This is a genomic window from Primorskyibacter sp. S87 (genome assembly GCF_049801055.1).
In the GTDB taxonomy this organism is placed as follows: domain Bacteria; phylum Pseudomonadota; class Alphaproteobacteria; order Rhodobacterales; family Rhodobacteraceae; genus JBNAGF01.
This window is the reverse complement of sequence record NZ_JBNAGF010000008.1, coordinates 52,915-71,096: the sequence shown is the minus strand read 5'-3', so window position 1 is coordinate 71,096 and position 18,182 is coordinate 52,915. Positions and strand designations below refer to the sequence as shown.

Sequence of the window (18,182 nt, the reverse complement as noted above, 5' to 3'; positions counted from 1 at the left end):
CCCCAAATGGCGGAAAAACAGGAGGAAACACGACGGGTGAAATGCAGATCCTTAAATGGCATGAGCCCCCGAAAATCTCTTATCAAATGAGTCTCATGAGGAGACTAGCATCGCGTATCTGCAAATGCATCATTTTTGGCCGAAACTCCGAAAGACGTGGCGCAGTCGCCGGTAGGAAAGATCCCGGTATGACGGCATATCGATCCTGACAGACGCAGCGGTTTGAGCGCCAGTCCGATTTCCAAACCTACGCCACCGCTCACACCCAATTTCAGTCAAAAAACCAAAGAGTTTCGAAACCCATGAGCCGCCTGATCGAAATGGAAGCGTTTGCAACAGTGGTAGAACAAGGCGGCTTCACCGATGCCGCACGAAAGATGGGTATTTCGAAATCCGCTGTATCCAAGCACATAGCCGCGTTGGAGCAACGTCTTGGCGCCCGTTTGCTGAGCCGGACAACCCGAAGCGTCAATCCGACGGAGATCGGAATGGTCTATTATGACCGCACCAGCCAGATCCTGAACGACGCGGGTGATGCCGATGCCCTTGTCGCCGAACTTCACGCGCGTCCATCCGGGGCTTTGCGCGTGGCTTCGGCCACGGATTTCGGCATCCACGTCGTTACCCCCCTGCTGCCCAAGTTTTTGCAGAGTTTCCCCGACATCTCCCTGAACCTGGAACTAAGCGACACCCGTGTGGATCTGATCAGCAACGGTTTCGACCTTGCGCTGCGGTCAGGCGACCTGAGCGACAGCACGTTGATGGCCCGAAAGCTCGCCAGTTACAGAACCTATCTGGTAGCGAGCCCCGCCTATCTGCTGCGCAATGGACGGCCAGAGGCTATCGAAGACCTGCAAAGACACCAACTTCTGCAAAGGTATAACCGTCCGGGAAGAAACCAATGGCGCTTCGCCCAGCCCGATGGACAGGTCCGAGCGGTTCAAACAACTGCAGGGTTCAGTGTGAATGACGGAACCTCGTTGCTGAATGCTGCAATTGCCGGGCTGGGGATCGCGCGACTGCCCGGATATCTTGTAAGAGATGCTCTGGATGCCGGCCTCGTCGAGAACGCAATGCCTGACCTGCCAGAGCAACAGCAATGCGTCCACGCCGTATATCCAACCAAACAGTTCATTGCGCCCAAGCTGCGGGCCTTCATCGATTATCTGGTCGTGGAAATCTCAATGGGATAGCGATTGGTCCCGTTCAACCCGCTAGGGGCGCGGTTCTGGAAGTGCCGGCCGCAACCTCGGATTTTCGAAAGCTTTCGCCAGCGGCCTCAAACAATGGTGCCAAGGGAGCGGTCAACCGAGTCTGTTCCGAAAAATAGCGCCCGACTCCACAAATCTGAACCAGAAAATCCGGGTGAACACCGGCATCGTCCAGTTCAAGGATATGCTCTTTGTCGAGCCATCCTCGGCATTCGAGTTCGCCAAGTATCAGGGTCAGTCGCTGAGCGGCATGAAAGGTCAGATAGATTGAGAGAAACTCGAAATACTGTCCGATATCGCGCCCCGCACCGGGATCCCAGCAATCGATCATCACATCGACCATCTGATCCGGGGCCACGGGAAGCGTTTCATCTCCAATCAGCCACGCAAAGTCTTCGGCCCCGTGACGAAGTCCGGAATATTCGAAGTCAAACCATCTCAGCCGCCCGAGCCCATTCAACGCCGCATTGCCTGACCGGCAATCCCATTTGACGAACTGGCTGGGCGCAACTGCAATAGCCTCACAGGCGGCAGAGCGGTCAAACCCGGTCGGTATCGGGCCGAAAGGCGACAACACCCTGATGCAACCCACCAGACCGGCCACCCATTCATCGTTGGCCCCGAGATGCGGCATCATTGTTTGCAGGTTGGTTTTTCGCGCGGCGCTCTGCAACCTGAACAGTGCGGAAACCGCCCGAGCAGCCAGATCGAGGCGGCCGCTGGGGCGACTTCGGGCCATCGCCTGTCCTAGGCGCTCCTTACCCACATCGGATTGAAACAGAACGTTGTCGACGACGCCTATACACTCCGGAAGGTCTTCAGAGAGTTCGCCGAGCTGTCGAAGAACATGAGCTTCGAGGTGAGTGCGCCGAAAATCCTGCCGCAGGGTGCCGATAACGTCCATGCGATCAAAGTGCAGTCGCAAACTGGAACGTCCCGCACCACCCGGCGCGGATACGCTGCTCACCGGCCTGCCAAAGTAGCGTTCGGCAACTTCAACAATACGCGCCGCGCGTGCGGCATGCGTCAACGCTGTCACGGACTTCCTGCTCCTGATCGGCCTTTCCCAAGGCACTCCACGAAACACTATCAGTCGAATTTGGCTTTTTTGAGAAATTCCACTCGAATCGAAGGCACTCGTATTCCAACGCGCCCCGCTCCGCTGCTGCCATTCACGCAATCAGTGTCAGTTTGCGATCAATCGCCCGTTCAGCGGTTGCATTGTCCAGTGGATTGAGCCCCAACAGACCGATTTCCGGCGCTAATCCCCTGAGAAATGGCGCGTATCGGGTCCAGCAAGTAGTCTGCTTGCACAACAAGACTGGGCAGTCTTTTGTTTACAAGGCGAAACGCGTCGCGGGCATCGACGGGGCTAAATACGAGGGCTTGGAGCCATGGAAGAAAACCGCTGGTATCCTGAAAGGACGGGCTCGACCGGCCGCGCGGCCAGCGCGACCCGTTCCTATCACAATGGCGGCGTCGAAGGTCAGGGCTTGTCCGATTGGTACGAAGAGTGGCTGGCTGCCGAGTTCATGGCGGGTAACTGTCAAGAAGACGGAGGGCGCCAGATTACGGCGATGCGCCATTTGGAAGGGGATTACCCCTTCTTTGGCAACCGGGAAGAAGCACGGCGAAGCGATAATTGCCAACTCTAGGATGCCAACGACCTGCAATTCAGGCACCACGGAATCGTCGTCTGTCCCGGGTAGGCGACCTGCCGTCAAACAGGGCCGGTCCCTTGCCTTCGGAATGCGGTTGCCTCACAAGTCCGATCTGACACGCCCATAGAAGAAGAGAAAATGAGCGTCGAAACCACCAATCCTCAAAGAAAGTCCCTGGCATCGAGGGTGCTTTCCTCTTCGTCATTCGTGACCGCCGGCTACGGGGCATCACAGCTGATCCGGCTGGCCTCGAACCTGGTCCTAGCCCGTTTGCTGTTTCCCGAAGCTTTTGGCGTGATGGCGCTGGTGACACTGGTGATTGTCGGGCTGGAACTGTTTTCGGACATCGGCATCGGCCCAGCCGTCGCTCAAAGCAAACGGGGCGACGATCCTGATTTCCTGAATACAGCATGGACAATTCAGGTCATTCGCGGCGTTATCCTTTGGGGCATTGCATGTCTTCTCGCCTTGCCGCTTGCCAATTTCTATGACGTGCCCGAATTGCAGGGATACCTCTTTGTGGCGGCGCTGGGTCTGGTTTTCTCCGGGTTCCTGCCAACCCGCGTCGAAACCGCCTATCGTCATCTTCAGGTCGGACGGGTTGTTCTAGCGGAACTTCTCAGCCAGATCATCGGCATCATTGTTATGATTGCCGCAGCCTATCTTACCCGTTCGGTCTGGGCGCTGGTCCTCGGAGGATTGGTCGATGCCGCGCTGCGGCCAATCTTGAGCACCATTCTGATCGATGGCCTGCCAAACAGATTCCGTTGGGAAAAGAGCGCCGCAGTCGAGTTGATTTCGTTCGGGAAATGGATCACGGCCAGCACGGCCTTCAGTTTCCTGATGACCCAAGGCGACAAACTTGTGCTGGGTAAGATCCTACCGCTGGTACAGCTTGGGATCTACAACATCGGCTATTACCTCGCGAGCTTCCCGCTGATCCTGTCACAATCCGTGGTGCACCGGGTAATGATCCCTGTCTATCGTGATGCGCCGCCGTCGGCTTCGGCTGAAAATGCTCGGTTCTTACGTAGGGTGCGATCGCTTCTGAGCATTGGCACAATGGGAGTTCTGCTGCTTCTATCCCTGTTCGGGCCGAGCATCGTGGCGCTGCTTTATGATGAGAGATATGTCCAGTCCGGTGTTATCCTGACGCTTGTTGCACTGGCGCAGGTTCCGCAGGTTCCGGGGGTTACCTATGACCGGGCGGCACTTGCGGCATCTGACTCTCGCGGGTTCTTTTTGTTGTCTGGGTTTCGTGCCCTTCTGCAGTTTGGTCTGCTTCTAACCGGCGCCATCAAATTCGGGTTGATCGGTGCAATAGCCGGCCTTGCGCTGTCGGGATTTCTTGCGCATCCGGCAATCGTTCTGCTCGCCATCAAACACAAAGTGTGGGACCCGCTGCACGACGCGGTTTTTCTGGGCTTGGGAACCTGTCTCGGCGCCGCCATCCTCTACCACCATCAGGATGCGATAGCCGAGCTGATCCGCGCGCTCTGAACTAGATGTCCTGCTCCTGCTCCGCTTGGCGCAGGATTTTCATCAATGCTCTTCCCAATTGATCGACATTCGGCGGCTCGAGGATCGACAGATGATCTCCGGGTATGTCGATAACTTCGAACCCACCTGCCGCAACGCCTTTCCAACCCAATCCTTCGGCAATCCCCTCTGGACAGTCAAAGTGATTTCCGGCGGCCCGGAACAATGTAATTGGACGGGGGTATGGTTTTGGTTGATAGGCTTGGCGTGCCAGATCGTTGGCAGCAACGAACTGCCCGATTGTCAGCGCCGGCGAAGACACTCCCTGACGACGGGTAGTGAGTGTCCGCTGGATCATCTCGGCCTTGTGGCGAAGATCGCCAAACTTGGCTGAAACTATTCCACCAACATACCCCAGACCTTCGCTTTGTGTCAGACGGGCGTGGATCACCAGTTTCCGCAGGCCACGCAGACTCTTCCGTCCAGCCGGTCCTTCGGCATCAAATAGCGCCAGCACCCGAACTTCGCGCCCTGCCGCAATCAAACGCTGTGCCAAATCTAGTGCAACGTAACTGCCGAGTGATACTGCGGCCAGTGACAACGGGCCATCGGGAAATCTCTTTTGTATCTGTTCGAAATAAAATTGGGCGGTCTCTTCGATCCCGACTGGGGTTTCTTCGCTCAGCATCCCGACCGTCAGCCCAAAAACGGGCTGATCCTGTCCCATTACTTCGGCCAGAGGCCGGAAAAAGCTACCCTCGGCTCCGATTACATGAACCCCGAAAATCGGCGGCCGCGAACCATTGGGCTGTATTGGCCACACCACGTGCGGGTCGGTGTACTCGGGTTGCTCCCGCAATGCCCGGGTAAGACCCCGTGGCGTCGGATTCGACACAACGGTCTGAGCGGCCAGTCTGAAGCCGTACTGCCGTTCGATCTGCCCAATCAGGCGCAGAACCAGCAGTGAATGCCCCCCCAAATCAAAAAAAGAGCTGTCAGGATCAACCTGCCTGGTTCCCAGAACCTTGGCAAAGATCGCTGCGATTCCGCGTGTTGTATCGTTGGCAGGTTTCGAAAGATCCGGCGCTGCGTCGGCACGGGGCGGTGCAGGCAGCCGCTTGACGTCAATCTTGCCGCCCGGCGTTTGCGGCCATTCCTCAACAGGAACCACCAGCGGCCGCATGTGAGACTGGAATGTGCGTGCCACCGCCTCTTGCAACCCTTTGGTGCCACCGTCGACCAGTGAGACCCATGCCACCAACCGGGCCTGATCGCTGTCCGGCTGGTCGACCGAGACCACGGCGTGATCGATCTGGTCCAACCCTTCCAGTTTCTTCTCAATCTCAGCCGGTTCGATCCGGAACCCACGCAGCTTGATCTGCCGATCGCCACGGCCAAGATAAGCAAGGTTGCGGTCGCTCTGCCATCGCGCCATGTCTCCGCTGTGATACATCCGGCCACCGCCAAGCCTGTCGGGCGCCGCGCCAAACCGTTCCGCCGTCTGATCGGGCAGGCCAACATAACCAGTCGCGACTGCCGGCCCGGCAATGCAAAGCTCACCAACCGCCCCGTCTGGCGCCAACGATCCATCGCGAGCCACAACCATTGCACGCGCGTGGGGAGTCGGTTTTCCAATCGGCACGCTATCGCCTTGGGGCAGGATTTCACCCGCTTCGTAGGTTGTGCAGGTTATTGTGGTCTCGGTCGGGCCATACCCATTGATCCACCGCCTGTTCGGCTCGATCTCGCGCCAACGACGCAGCGCCGGAGCCGGCACGCGTTCCCCCCCGACAACCACCAGACGGACACAGGCTGGCAAACGCGATCCGGTGGCCACTAGCTCTTCGGTCAGGGCCGTCCAGAACGCTGTCGGCAAGTTCAAAACGGACAGGCGCAATTCGGAAACCTGCTCAAGAAAGCTCTTGAAAGACCCTGCCATCTCCGGAGTCCGCATGACCAGTTCGCTTCCGTTCAGGAGCGTGGGGATAATCTCTTCGAGCGATACATCAAAGCTGAGGCTGGCGAACTGCAATACCTTGTCTTGGGCGACAAGCCCGTAGCGTTCGGTCATGGCGGCATGATGTGCCGCAAGCGATCCGTGGGACACGGCAACCCCCTTGGGGCGACCGGTCGAACCGGAAGTGAAAATGACATATGCGGTTCGCGACGAAGCCCGGTCTGTGTCCGGCAATGCCGGCAGAATACCATCCGAACTCGCTGACACGGTGACGGTCGGGCAAGGAAGTTCGGGCGCAGCCTCGTCCACGATTGCCAGAACCGCACGCCCATCCTCGCACATACCGCTCAGGACTTTGGGCGGGTATTCGGGGTCCATCGGAATGAACGCCGCGCCAGCCTTCCAGGTGGCGATCTGGGCCACGACAAAATCTGGCGTCCGCGACATGCACACAGCCACGTTCGATGATTGCTCGACTCCGTTTTCCGTCAAACGGGATGCCAGGCGGGTCGCCCGTTCGTCCAGTTCCGCATAGGTCAGCGATTGAGCGCCGGGCTGGGACACCGCAATCCGGTCCGGGGCCAGCCGAACACGGTTTTCAAAAGTCGTGAGACAACAAGTGTCCCCTGCCCCGATCTCAGGCGTCGGACGGGCCATTTCCCACAGTTTTTCGGCCTCGGCACGGTCAAGCATATCGAGCTGGGCAAGCGGTGTGGAAATCCCGCCGGCAATCATCGAACGCAACAGCCGCAGCACATAGGCCGAGACTCGGTCACCTTCGGGAACCTGTGCCGGGTCGTATTCCAGCCTGAGCTTGAGGCGTTGATCGTGATAGACTGCCAGAGTCGCCGGCAGCGCCCCCTCTTCCAGAAATTCAACACGACGACGCGGCCAATTGCCTCCGAGCCGCCAAAGCAGCTGCTGCATTGATCCGCGCTCGAACATCACCATGGAATCGAACAGTGGCCGGTCTGGCGGCACTTCGCTCAGAGCTTTTATTTCGGACAGAGGAGTTTGCTCGTATGGGCGCAGCCCGATCTGGTCTGCGCGCAGCCGCGTCAGAACCTCACCAAGTTCAAGACCGCGACCAAGTCTCAGACGCATCGGAACCGTGTTGATAAAACATCCGATAGCATTCCTCGCGCCCGGCACGAGATGACGCCCCGACAATGTTGCCCCAAAAACCGCATCGCCGCGATCCGACCAGCGTCCAAGAACAATTCCCCAAGCCGCCTGAACAATAGTGCCGACGGAAACGCCGCCCTCTTCAGCCAGACCTGTCAGAGCGAGGGTTTCCGCCTCGTCCAACTCTAGGTCTGCAATGATCTTGCGGCTGGCTTCCTGGGTGTCGTCAGCGATTCCGTAGGCGGCATCGTAGCCATTCAGTCGGTTCGCAAAAAAGGCAGCACCTTCTGCGTGAGATTGACCTTGGAGTGCCAGACAATGAGCCTCGAATATGCTGGTCGGAACGCCGCCTTCCGGTTGCGGCTTTTTGCCAAGCCCGGCCTCGTATCTCCAAAAGACATCGTCAAGAACCCGCACCATGCTGCGCCCGTCGAGCAATGTGTGCAGAAACGTCCAGACCAGAACCCCGCGCATTGGCCCAAGAACAAAAAGGCTGACGCGGAACCCCGGGTAAGTCGATGGATCAACACCGGCCGAACGGTCCTTCGCCAACCAGATCTGCAAGGCAGCATCGGGATCCGGCTCGGCGCGCCAATCCGTCACATCCAGTGTAAACGGGGCCGGTGGGTGAAAACGCTGCACCGGTTCATCTGAACTCTGCCAGTCGATTACGCTGCGCAGAACCGGTGTGGCATCCACGGTTCCCTGCCAAGCTGCCCGCATCGCTCCCGCATCCACGAGCTCATCTTCCAAATGGATTACAATCTGTTCAAGGTTGGCCCAAGGCTTTGCCGAGACCACGCTTTCGTAAAGCATGCCTTCCTGCAGTGGGGTGAGCTTGAACATTGCACTCATTCTGTTGACATTGAACTGGATGTCACAAATTTTCTAGGCTTTCGCAAAAGGATCAACCATTGCGTTGCCGCAGACCATTCACAAGACAAATGATTGAACCAATTGCAAACAATCCGTCGAATGTCCATCGGATTGGTGCCGTTTCATTTGGTCGAAACGATCGGTTCAGGTTCGGTGATAAGGGCTGCCGGCAAGAATCGTGGCAGCTCGGTACAACTGTTCGGCCAGCATCACGCGCACAAGCATGTGTGGCCACACCATCTTGCCCAGCGATATCGAGAAGTCCGCCTCGGCCCTGAGCGACGGGTCAATTCCATCTGCCCCGCCAATGACAATCGCCAGATCCTGCCGCCCCGTATCGCGCCAGTCAGCCAGCCTATTTGCGAAATCAGGCGACGAGATCACCTTACCGCGCTCGTCCAGCGTGCAAATTACTGCCCCCTTCGGCAGCGCCTTGCGCAACAACCCGGCTTCGGCGCTCATACCGGCGCTTTTCTTGTCTTCGACCTCAACGACCCGTGCGGGACCAAGGCCAAGCGCCCGCCCCGTGCGGTCGAACCGCGACAGATAATCGTCAATGATCGTTTTCTCCGGTCCGGCCCTCAATCGGCCGACCGCGCAAATGTGAATGAGCATGCTCTCCCGCCTCCGGCCCTGCAATACGGGCCGGGATGACGCCTCAGTTCGCCGAGGCGCTGCTACCCTGCGGCAGCCACATCTTTTCCAGCTGGTAGAATTCGCGGACCTCGGGGCGGAAGATATGGACAATCACGTCGCCCGTATCGATCAGCACCCAGTCGCCGGCATCCTTGCCTTCGACCTTGGATGTGTATCCGAATTCCTGCTTGATCCGATCCGTGAGCTTCTCGGCCATGGACGAGACCTGACGAGTGGAACGCCCCGACGCGATCACCATGTAATCGCCGAACGAGGAACGCCCGCGCAGGTCCACCTGCACCACATCTTCGGCCTTGTCATCACTGAGAGAGGTAAGAATGCGCTCGAGCAGCGTTTCGCTGGTAAGCTGGGATTGGGCCATCAAACCGGCCCGATCTTCGGCGGGCAAACCCGCCTGCGTATGAAGTGACAGGACATAGTCCTCCTTTGTAGCGCGCCGCCTGTCCCCCGGCGCTGGGGTAATTTCAAGGTAGCAAGCGGACAAGGACAATTCAATGAAGCCCCCGTATCGCTCGCCAGATTGTGCCCAGATGGCATCGCCGGGCAGATCCACAGGTCTGTCCGGTACTTCGGTGCGTGAGACCTTGATAGACTCGGGCCGCGCCTGTATCTGGAGCGCATGAGACCCAATACGGCCCCAAAAATCGACCTGCAAGACCGTGCGCGCCTGCGTGAGCGGTTCTTTGGGGCTGCCCGCACGGTGTTGGCGCGCCTATAGACGCCGCTCAGCCCCTAATCGCCAGCAATTCTCAATAAACATGGGAGAGGACCGATGTCCCCCAAGACACTCTATGACAAAATCTGGGATGCGCATGTCGCGCATGAGGCCGAGGACGGCACCTGCCTGCTCTATATCGACCGCCACCTGGTACACGAAGTAACAAGCCCGCAGGCCTTCGAAGGACTGCGCATGTCGGGCCGCAAGGTGCGCGCACCTGAAAAGACCATTGCCGTTCCGGACCACAACGTGCCCACCACTGAAGGCCGTGAAGATCCGACACAGATGACCGAAGAAAGCCGTATTCAGGTCGAAGCGCTCGACAAGAACGCGCGCGAATTCGGCGTTCACTATTACCCGGTTTCAGATGTTCGTCAGGGTATCGTGCACATCGTCGGTCCCGAGCAGGGTTGGACCCTGCCGGGCATGACCGTGGTTTGCGGAGACTCGCACACGGCGACCCACGGCGCTTTCGGCGCACTCGCGCATGGGATCGGCACATCCGAGGTCGAGCACGTGCTGGCAACGCAGACGCTGATCCAGAAGAAGTCCAAGAACATGAAGGTCGAGGTCACCGGCAAGCTGCGCCCTGGTGTGACCGCCAAGGACATCACGCTGGCCGTTATCGGCGAAACCGGCACTGCCGGCGGCACCGGATATGTGATCGAGTACTGTGGCGAGGCCATCCGCGACCTTTCCATGGAAGGCCGTATGACCGTGTGCAACATGGCAATCGAAGGCGGCGCCCGCGCTGGTCTGATCGCCCCGGACGAAACAACCTTTGAATACGTCAAAGGCCGCCCGCACGCTCCGAAAGGCGCTCAGTGGGAAGCTGCCATGACCTGGTGGAAAACGCTCTTCACAGACGGTGATGCGCATTTCGACAAGGTCGTGACCCTCAAGGGTGAAGATATCCAGCCTGTAGTGACATGGGGAACATCGCCCGAGGACGTTCTGCCGATTTCTGCCACCGTTCCGAATCCGGAAGACTTCGAAGGCGGCAAGGTCGAGGCAGCCAAACGCTCGATCGAGTATATGGGTCTGACACCCGGCCAGAAACTAACCGATATCGAGATCGACACCGTTTTCATTGGCTCCTGCACCAACGGACGGATCGAAGACCTGCGGGCTGTGGCCGACGTGGTCAAGGGCAAGAAAATCAAGGACGGTCTGCGGGCGATGATCGTTCCGGGATCGGGTCTTGTTCGTGCGCAGGCCGAAGAAGAAGGTCTGGCCGACATCTTCAAAGAAGCCGGTTTCGAATGGCGCCTTGCAGGTTGCTCAATGTGCCTCGCCATGAACCCCGACCAACTGGCCCCCGAAGAGCGCTGCGCCGCCACGTCGAACCGCAACTTCGAAGGCCGGCAGGGTTACAAGGGACGCACCCATCTGGTGAGCCCTGCCATGGCTGCCGCAGCGGCAATCACAGGAAGGCTGACAGATGTGCGAGAGTTGATGTAAGGTCTCCTCAATATTCAACTTTTGAGGGACTATTGCTATGAGCGACTGGCTGAAACTACTTCTGTTGGGAATTCTGTCCGTGGTGTTCGGGGTAATCATCCTCGGCGCCCCGGTGGTGGCGTCCGTGGCGATCACAACGCTGACCGGGATCATGCTACTCATTGGTGGCGGTGTGCAGGTCGTTGGCGGGTTCTCAGTCGAAGGCACAGGCAACAAGATCCTGTCGATCATAATGGGCATAATCATGGTGTTCCTGGGCTGGTCCTTCATGTCCAACCCGCTGGAAGGCACTCTGACACTGGCCACTGTGGTCATGATCCTGTTTGCCGCCGGAGGATTTGCGCGGATCTTTCTCGCGTTCCAGATGCGGGGCACCGGGTTCTTCTGGCCCACCCTCATCACCGGCGTTCTGTCGCTGTTCCTTGCCGGCTACATCATGATGAATGCCACTGTCGGACTGGCTCTCAGCCTTCTCGGAATCCTGATGGGTATCGAGATGCTCTTTAATGGCTTCGGCCTGATCTTCGCGGCGCTCTTCGTCAAGAGCGCTGATCCGGAAACACAACAAACATAAGGCGGGACCGGGGTTTGCGGCCTCTCCCGTCGGAGTAGAGAAATGGAAAAATTCGAAAAACTCACCGGGGTGGCCGCCCCCATGCCGCTCGTCAATATCGACACGGACATGATCATTCCCAAGATGTTCCTGAAATCCATTCAGCGCACGGGTTTTGGCGTGAACCTGTTCGATGAGATGCGATACAATCGCGACGGCTCAGAGATACCTGATTTCGTGCTCAACAAACCACAGTACCGCAAAGCCGAAATTCTGGTGGCCGGGGACAATTTCGGTTGTGGATCCTCGCGGGAACACGCCCCTTGGGCGATCGCGGATTTTGGTATCAAATGTGTGATCTCAACGTCCTTCGCCGACATCTTTTTCAACAACTGTTTCAAGAACGGCATCCTGCCGGTCGTACTGCCGCAAGAGCAGGTAGACATCCTGATGACGGACGCGGAAAAGGGCGAGAACGCTCGCATGACCGTCGATCTGGAAGCACAGGAAATCACCACCTCGGATGGCGAAGTCATCTCTTTCGAAGTGGATGCGTTCAAAAAGCATTGCCTGCTTGAAGGTCTCGACGATATCGGCCTGACCATGGAAAAGGCGGCCTCGATCGACAGCTTTGAACAGAAAGCCGCTCAGGACCGTCCCTGGGTCTGAGCTCTCGCTTGCAAAATTGGACCGTGGGGGTTTTGCCTCCGCGGTCACGATACCACCGCTCTGGTCAGATCCGCTAGGCACCTGCAACATATGTTGCACTGACCATGACTGTTCCCGATCAAACAATGCGCGACTGTCCGGATGTTCCCAAACAAAAGGGGTTTCGCCATGTTGCGTCATGCGGATCTGACAATTCCCCCACCAGCGCCCAACACCTTCCGCGACTACAAAATCCTGCTTCCTTGAGGGCGACACTAACTCACCCACAAGATGTTGTGCATTCCACCAAGTCCGCCGGAAAGTTGCGCCAAAAATGATGCAAAGAGGCACCAGTCTCACCACTTTTTCGCCTCAAATCAGGTATTTCGTGGTTCGACGACTTGAGCGGGTGGCTGAATGGCGGCACAAATGAGGCCAAATTGAGGCACATGTTCCCGCGAGGGGGCAGATCAAGTTGGAACAAAGGCTCGGCAACGCATCGGCCTGTCCAGTTTGAAGGGATCGGACAGTGTTTGCACGCATTTCAGGCGCGGCTCTTCGCGCGATATTGGTGGCATTGCTTTTTGCAACTCCATCTCTCCTTTTGCCAGGCTTTGCCACTGGTGGAACAGAAATTGTTGTTCTTCTGGCGCTTGTTGCGGCGGCCCTGACATTCGCCGAATACAACTCAACCTTCCCAAGTTTCATCGAATTCCGCGATGCTCCGCCACTGAACCGATTGAGGTTTGTCTCGCTGGCGGTCACGGTTTTTGCTCTGACCCTGATCTCGAAAAACAGCATCGAGCCCAGCAACCTGACAACACTGTTTGCCGGACTTGGCGCGGCTTTGGGGAACCTGATGGATTTCCCCTACTCGCCCGTTCGGTTGGCCACGCTGATGTTGCCCGATCATACGCCACTGTCGACAGTGGCAGCGGTTCGTGACTCGGCGGGGGTCGCTTACGTGGTCGCCCTGGCTACGGTAGCCAGCTTTGCCTTTGTCATCCGGATCCTCAGCTGGCCGGTCGGCAACGGCGCATTCAACGTCTGGATCAACCTGCCCTTGTTCGACCCGACGACTGGCGGAGACGTGGTGTATCGCCTACAGCGCGACGGTCGGATCAACGTGATCATCGGGGTTCTGCTGCCATTCGTCATTCCTGCGTTGGTGCAGATTGCATCAGGGATGATCAATCCGCTGATCCTTGAGCGTCCGTTGACCCTGATCTGGACCATGAGCGCATGGGGTTTCCTACCGGCTTCGATGATCATCCGGGGCATGGCCATGTTGCGGGTCGCCGATTTGATCGAGGAAAAGCGCCGTCGCGCCTATGCCAACGCCGAGGCGCTGCAGACAGCATGAGGCACCGGCTGTTGGCCGTGCTGACCGGCCTGCTACCCGCACTCGTCTCTGCAGAACCGATCCGGCTTGCCACTTTCAACACGGAACTGGAACGTGATGGCCCCGGGCTTATGTTACGTGACATTGAGCGGGGCAATGATCCCCAGATCAGGGCTGTGTTGGAGGTAATCGCTGCCACCAAGGCTGACATCCTCCTGTTGCAGGGCGTTGACTGGGACGCCGAGGGGCGCGCTTTGACTGCCCTGACCGCACAGATCGAAACGCACGGTCTTAGCTATCCCTACCGCTATGCGCCTCAACCCAATCGAGGGCTGACCACCGGTCTGGATATGAACGGTGACGGACGAACCGGTGGGCCCGAAGATTCACAGGGCTACGGCGAATTCACCGGTCAGGGCGGTATGGCGCTTCTGTCCCGTCTCCCGATAGAGGTTGCGCAGGCGACAAACTTTTCCACCCTGATCTGGCAAGATTTACCCGGCGCGACTTTACCGACCGTGCAGGGAGAGCCCTTTCCTTCGGATGCTGCTCAGAAGCTCCAGCGCCTGTCGACCACGGGCCACTGGGTCGTACCCATCAGAACCTCAGAGGGTTCATTCTGCATTCTGGCGTTTCAGGCCAGCCCGCCGGTCTTTGACGGGCCCGAAGACCGCAACGGGTTGCGAAATCGGGATGAACTGCGGCTCTGGTCCCTCTATCTGAACGGCGAGCTTGATAAAATGCCCTGCAAACGGCCCGTTATCATGGGAGGCAGCAACCTCGATCCATGGGACAGTGACGGTTACTCAGCAGAAATGCGGCGGTTGCTGGATCACCCGATGCTGCAGGACCCCACCCCGGAAAGCAGCGGCGCGCGGGACGCGCCCGATCAGGGGCATCGCAACGACAATGCAACCGATACCGTGGATTGGCCCAAAGTCGGGCGCTTGCGGGTAGATTACATTCTGCCGTCCTCCGATCTGGACGTGATCGACACCGGGGTCATCTGGCCCTCGCCAAAAGACGACCCCCTTTACAAGGCAGCCTTGGAGGCAAGTCGGCATCGCCTTGTTTGGGTTGATCTTCAATTCCCCAGCCACTGAACGAAATGGCGACGACGTAACCGCATTCGCCCCTGCAAGGCTGAGTTCGCCTCATTGACCCCCGAGATGCCACGCGCTAGGGGCATGGCAACAGATTTCAAGGAGAGTTCCAGATGTCCAACCCCTCGCTTCTCATACTGCCCGGTGACGGGATCGGCCCCGAAGTCATGGCCGAAGTGCGCAAAGTCATCGACTGGTTTGGCGCCAAACGGGGTCTGCAATTCGACGTGAGTGAGGATCTGGTCGGCGGCGCAGCATATGACAAGCACGGTAAGCCTCTGGCAGACGAAACCATGGCCAAGGCGCAAGAGGTGGACGCCGTTCTGCTCGGCGCGGTCGGTGGCCCCAAATACGACGATCTGGACTTTTCGGTGAAGCCTGAGCGCGGCCTGCTGCGCCTGCGCAAGGAAATGGATCTATACTCCAACCTGCGCCCGGCACAGTGTTTCGACGCGCTTGCCGATTTCTCCTCGCTGAAGATGGATGTCGTGGCCGGGCTCGACATCATGATCGTCCGCGAACTGACCTCCGGCGTGTATTTCGGCGAACCCCGCGGCATTTTCGAGGAAGGCAACGAACGCGTCGGCATCAACACGCAACGCTACACGGAAAGTGAAATCGAGCGGGTCGCACGGTCTGCCTTTGAGCTGGCCATGCGGCGCGGCAAGAAGCTCTGCTCGATGGAAAAAGCCAACGTGATGGAATCGGGCATCCTTTGGCGCGAAGTCGTGACGCGCGTGGGCGCGGAGTACCCCGAAGTGGAGCTGAGCCACATGTATGCCGACAACGGTGCGATGCAGCTGGTGCGAGCGCCCAAACAGTTCGATGTCATTCTGACAGACAACCTGTTCGGCGACCTGCTCAGCGATTGCGCCGCGATGCTCACGGGCTCGCTGGGTATGCTGCCTTCGGCTTCTCTCGGGGCACCAATGGCCAACGGCCGCCCCAAAGCCCTCTATGAACCGGTGCACGGGTCTGCCCCCGACATCACCGGCCAGGGCAAAGCGAACCCGATTGCCTGCATCCTGAGCTTTGCGATGGCACTGCGCTACTCGTTTGACAAGGGCGACGAAGCCACGCGTTTGGAGAACGCGATTGAAAAGGTTCTGGCAGACGGTGTCCGCACCGGAGATCTGCTGACCGAACAGGGCGTGGACCCGGTATCCACGACCGAGATGGGCGATGCCATCGTCGCAGCTCTGGACGCCAGCCTGTAACCGACAATTCAGCCCGCGGCGGGACGTTTATCCGCCGCGGGCAATTCATCGGCCGTGACATGATGGTAATGCGCCAGCCTCTCGGCATGATGCAGGGTCCGATCCAGCCAACGCATCGCATCTGTGTAGGCAAAAACCTCATCCAGCGAATAGAGCCCGGCATGTTCTCCCAGCAAGAGCGCGCGCCGGTGACGCAGGCGACGTTTGCGAACCAACCGCTGCATGCGCGCCAACCGTTCAACGTTCTCAGGCGCACCGATATCCTGTTCAACCCGGCTCAGCAGAGTTCCGGTTGCCAATCCTGGCCGTCGCAACATCCTATCGCCCAGCAGTGTTTCCATCCGCTTCGTCTGATGTGCCCGTCCCAACAAACGACCGAGATGATCGGCCTGATGCAGCAAAGCTGAATAGGCAATCTCTTCTTCTTCCCGGTCCGGCGACAATCGAATGTCCGACAGGAATTCTCTCAGGTCTATCAAGCCTTGTTCGCAGGGCTCCAAAGCCGCCAAAGGACGGTAATCCGGTTCCGTTGCAAGCGCCGCCGCCAGTGCGCGAAACACCCTGCCCGAAATTGCACCGGACGCAGATTGTGCGGCAAGGATCGCCGAACCAGCATCGCTCAGCAATCGCTTGTCGAGGGTGACGAGGCGTTCTGGCTCCCGCTCGGGAAGTAGCCGACCGACCAGTGCGGCGAACCTGTCGGTCACTGGAAGAAACAGGATCGTGCCGACGAGATTGAAACCGGAATGGAACACAAGAAGAGCCGTCATTTCATCAGTCGCGGCGGCCAGGTTCCGAAGGGGGCTCTGCACCAGCAACAGCAGCGGAAACGCTATTGCCGAAGTCACCACGTTGAAAATCAGATTGGCCAACGCGGTTTGCCGCATAGATGTCGACCCGCCCAGCGAAGCCAGCACAGCCGTGAAGGTCGTTCCAATGTTCATACCGATCACAATGCAAGCCGCTTGCGTCAGGTTGATTGCCCCCGCTGCTAGCATGACCAATGCCAGCGCCAACGCAGCGGTCGAAGCCTGCATCAGAATCGTCAGCCCCGCCCCTATTCCGGCAATTGCAAGAAGCCCGCCAATACCGTCACCGGGCAGCATGTCCGGCGTGATGTCGCGGGTCAGATCGCCCATCCCGTTCTGCATCAGGTCCAGCCCGATTAAGAGCAGACAGGATCCGGACAGAACCCGCCCGGCCCGAGCCAGAGCTCCGCGTGCCAAGAGCCCCGCAAGCGAGGCCGGAAACAGCGCCACCATTGCGGCGGTTCCAAGTTTCAGTTTGAAGCCAAGGATTGCGACAAGCCACCCGATGACGGTTGTTCCGATATTGGCTCCGTAAATGACACCGAGCGCTTGTGACATCGTCATCAGGCCTGCCCCGACAAACCCGACCGTCATGACAGTCGTGGCACTGGAGGATTGCACCGCAATTGTCGAAAGCGCGCCGGTCAGAACACCTCTCAACGGTGTCGTCGTAAAGCGTGTCAAAATCCCTCTCAGATTGGAGCCAGCCACGCTTTTCAGCGCGTTAGTCATGATCTCCATGCCGACAAGGAACATGCCGATCCCGCCAATCAGAAAGTAGATGTTTTCCGCCATCTCACTTGCCCAAAACCCGGCCTCACAATTGCGCAGCCCCCGGCTCCGAACAAGAGCATGAATTTCAGCAGACCTTTGGAGATTCTGCTTGCATATCCACCATACCGGGTATAGGTGACCCGCCACGGTCGGAGTGTAGCTCAGCCTGGTAGAGCACTGTCTTCGGGAGGCAGGGGTCGTGAGTTCGAATCTCGCCACTCCGACCAATAATTCCAGATACTTAGCCAAAATGAAAAAAGGCCCGGAAGGGCTTTATCCTCTTTTTGTCCTCATGTTTCTGCGCGTTTCGCGAGCGATTCCAGCTTGTTCAAAGGCCCAGTTTCAAGAATTGGTCTGCGAGATACTCCGCTTCCTTCATACGCCTTCGGCCCAATTTCCGTGTGCAACCTGTCGTGTCTTCGCCCCCTAAAACCGGGCCACTATTTTGGCTGAGAAAGGGGACTATGAACTGGCTGCGCCACTCACACCGGCGCTGATGTGTCGTATGTCTCCTTCCGTCGCGGCCCTAATTGCTGTGTATGATGCCTTGCCACCCTGAGACTTCAGGTGATTGCGGATGTCGGATCGAAA

At 58.2% G+C, this 18,182-nt stretch carries 14 protein-coding genes and 1 tRNA gene; 10 read left to right on the top strand and 5 right to left on the bottom strand.

Features of this window, described 5'->3' with window-relative positions; genetic code table 11:
• Positions 1–302 precede the first annotated feature (302 nt).
• Positions 303–1,193, top strand: coding sequence for a LysR family transcriptional regulator (locus tag ACP15U_RS14425; protein ID WP_425045849.1), 891 nt, complete (start codon positions 303–305; stop codon positions 1,191–1,193).
• Positions 1,194–1,206: 13 nt separating this feature from the next.
• Here ACP15U_RS14425 and ACP15U_RS14420 read toward each other — a convergent pair whose 3' ends face one another.
• Positions 1,207–2,250: a hypothetical protein gene (locus tag ACP15U_RS14420; RefSeq protein WP_425045848.1), complete on the bottom strand. Its 1,044-nt coding sequence runs from the start codon at positions 2,248–2,250 to the stop codon at positions 1,207–1,209.
• Positions 2,251–2,605: 355 nt separating this feature from the next.
• On the opposite strand from ACP15U_RS14420, the gene ACP15U_RS14415 reads away from it, so the two are divergent.
• Both ACP15U_RS14415 and ACP15U_RS14410 read left to right on the top strand, forming a co-directional pair.
• Positions 2,606–2,866, top strand: coding sequence for a hypothetical protein (locus ACP15U_RS14415; RefSeq protein WP_425045847.1), 261 nt, complete (start codon positions 2,606–2,608; stop codon positions 2,864–2,866).
• Positions 2,867–3,010: 144 nt separating this feature from the next.
• Positions 3,011–4,372, top strand: a complete 1,362-nt coding sequence (locus ACP15U_RS14410; protein WP_425045846.1) for an oligosaccharide flippase family protein — start codon at positions 3,011–3,013, stop codon at positions 4,370–4,372.
• A 1-nt stretch (position 4,373) separates the two neighbouring features.
• Here the strand turns inward: ACP15U_RS14410 and ACP15U_RS14405 are convergent, their stop codons facing one another.
• The 3 genes from ACP15U_RS14405 to rsfS all read right to left on the bottom strand — a co-directional run bounded on the left by ACP15U_RS14405 (position 4,374) and on the right by rsfS (position 9,327).
• The gene (locus tag ACP15U_RS14405; RefSeq protein ID WP_425045845.1) at positions 4,374–8,279 is read right to left on the bottom strand and encodes a non-ribosomal peptide synthetase; all 3,906 of its coding nucleotides are present in this window, start codon (positions 8,277–8,279) and stop codon (positions 4,374–4,376) included.
• A gap of 174 nt (positions 8,280–8,453) precedes the next feature.
• Positions 8,454–8,924 carry a 23S rRNA (pseudouridine(1915)-N(3))-methyltransferase RlmH gene (gene rlmH / locus ACP15U_RS14400; RefSeq protein ID WP_425045844.1) on the bottom strand — a complete coding sequence of 157 codons (471 nt, stop codon included), beginning with the start codon at positions 8,922–8,924 and terminating at the stop codon, positions 8,454–8,456.
• Between the two features lie 43 nt (positions 8,925–8,967).
• Positions 8,968–9,327: a ribosome silencing factor gene (gene rsfS, locus ACP15U_RS14395; RefSeq protein WP_425045968.1), complete on the bottom strand. Its 360-nt coding sequence runs from the start codon at positions 9,325–9,327 to the stop codon at positions 8,968–8,970.
• A 411-nt stretch (positions 9,328–9,738) separates the two neighbouring features.
• Between rsfS and leuC the strand changes: the two genes are divergently transcribed.
• The 6 genes from leuC (at position 9,739) to leuB (ending at position 16,008) form a co-directional block, all read left to right on the top strand.
• Positions 9,739–11,145 carry a 3-isopropylmalate dehydratase large subunit gene (gene leuC / locus ACP15U_RS14390; RefSeq protein WP_425045843.1) on the top strand — a complete coding sequence of 469 codons (1,407 nt, stop codon included), beginning with the start codon at positions 9,739–9,741 and terminating at the stop codon, positions 11,143–11,145.
• A gap of 37 nt (positions 11,146–11,182) precedes the next feature.
• Complete coding sequence (locus tag ACP15U_RS14385; RefSeq protein WP_425045842.1) at positions 11,183–11,719, top strand: HdeD family acid-resistance protein; 537 nt, start codon at positions 11,183–11,185, stop codon at positions 11,717–11,719.
• Positions 11,720–11,761: 42 nt separating this feature from the next.
• Positions 11,762–12,367 carry a 3-isopropylmalate dehydratase small subunit gene (gene leuD, locus ACP15U_RS14380; RefSeq protein WP_425045841.1) on the top strand — a complete coding sequence of 202 codons (606 nt, stop codon included), beginning with the start codon at positions 11,762–11,764 and terminating at the stop codon, positions 12,365–12,367.
• A 508-nt stretch (positions 12,368–12,875) separates the two neighbouring features.
• Positions 12,876–13,709, top strand: a complete 834-nt coding sequence (locus ACP15U_RS14375) for a hypothetical protein (protein WP_425045840.1) — start codon at positions 12,876–12,878, stop codon at positions 13,707–13,709.
• Positions 13,706–14,791, top strand: a complete 1,086-nt coding sequence (locus ACP15U_RS14370) for an endonuclease/exonuclease/phosphatase family protein (protein WP_425045839.1) — start codon at positions 13,706–13,708, stop codon at positions 14,789–14,791. The genes ACP15U_RS14375 and ACP15U_RS14370 overlap by 4 nt, the downstream gene beginning before the upstream one ends.
• A 113-nt stretch (positions 14,792–14,904) precedes the next feature.
• Entirely contained in the window at positions 14,905–16,008 is a 1,104-nt protein-coding gene (leuB, locus tag ACP15U_RS14365; protein WP_425045838.1) for a 3-isopropylmalate dehydrogenase, read from the top strand.
• An 8-nt stretch (positions 16,009–16,016) separates the two neighbouring features.
• Here the strand turns inward: leuB and ACP15U_RS14360 are convergent, their stop codons facing one another.
• A complete protein-coding gene (locus ACP15U_RS14360) occupies positions 16,017–17,612 on the bottom strand; it encodes a Na/Pi cotransporter family protein (RefSeq protein ID WP_425045837.1) in 1,596 nt (531 codons plus the stop codon).
• A gap of 129 nt (positions 17,613–17,741) precedes the next feature.
• Here ACP15U_RS14360 and ACP15U_RS14355 point away from each other — a divergent pair.
• Positions 17,742–17,818 (top strand) — tRNA-Pro (locus ACP15U_RS14355).
• Positions 17,819–18,182 lie beyond the last annotated feature (364 nt).

Coding starts and splice junctions, on each gene's coding strand:
- ACP15U_RS14425 (WP_425045849.1), top strand. CDS start 303: ATGAGCCGCCTGATCGAAATGGAAGCGTTTGCAACAGTGGTAGAACAA.
- ACP15U_RS14415 (WP_425045847.1), top strand. CDS start 2,606: ATGGAAGAAAACCGCTGGTATCCTGAAAGGACGGGCTCGACCGGCCGC.
- ACP15U_RS14410 (WP_425045846.1), top strand. CDS start 3,011: ATGAGCGTCGAAACCACCAATCCTCAAAGAAAGTCCCTGGCATCGAGG.
- ACP15U_RS14405 (WP_425045845.1), bottom strand. CDS start 8,279: ATGTTCAAGCTCACCCCACTGCAGGAAGGCATGCTTTACGAAAGCGTG.
- rlmH (WP_425045844.1), bottom strand. CDS start 8,924: ATGCTCATTCACATTTGCGCGGTCGGCCGATTGAGGGCCGGACCGGAG.
- rsfS (WP_425045968.1), bottom strand. CDS start 9,327: ATGGCCCAATCCCAGCTTACCAGCGAAACGCTGCTCGAGCGCATTCTT.
- leuC (WP_425045843.1), top strand. CDS start 9,739: ATGTCCCCCAAGACACTCTATGACAAAATCTGGGATGCGCATGTCGCG.
- ACP15U_RS14385 (WP_425045842.1), top strand. CDS start 11,183: ATGAGCGACTGGCTGAAACTACTTCTGTTGGGAATTCTGTCCGTGGTG.
- leuD (WP_425045841.1), top strand. CDS start 11,762: ATGGAAAAATTCGAAAAACTCACCGGGGTGGCCGCCCCCATGCCGCTC.
- ACP15U_RS14370 (WP_425045839.1), top strand. CDS start 13,706: ATGAGGCACCGGCTGTTGGCCGTGCTGACCGGCCTGCTACCCGCACTC.
- leuB (WP_425045838.1), top strand. CDS start 14,905: ATGTCCAACCCCTCGCTTCTCATACTGCCCGGTGACGGGATCGGCCCC.
- ACP15U_RS14360 (WP_425045837.1), bottom strand. CDS start 17,612: ATGGCGGAAAACATCTACTTTCTGATTGGCGGGATCGGCATGTTCCTT.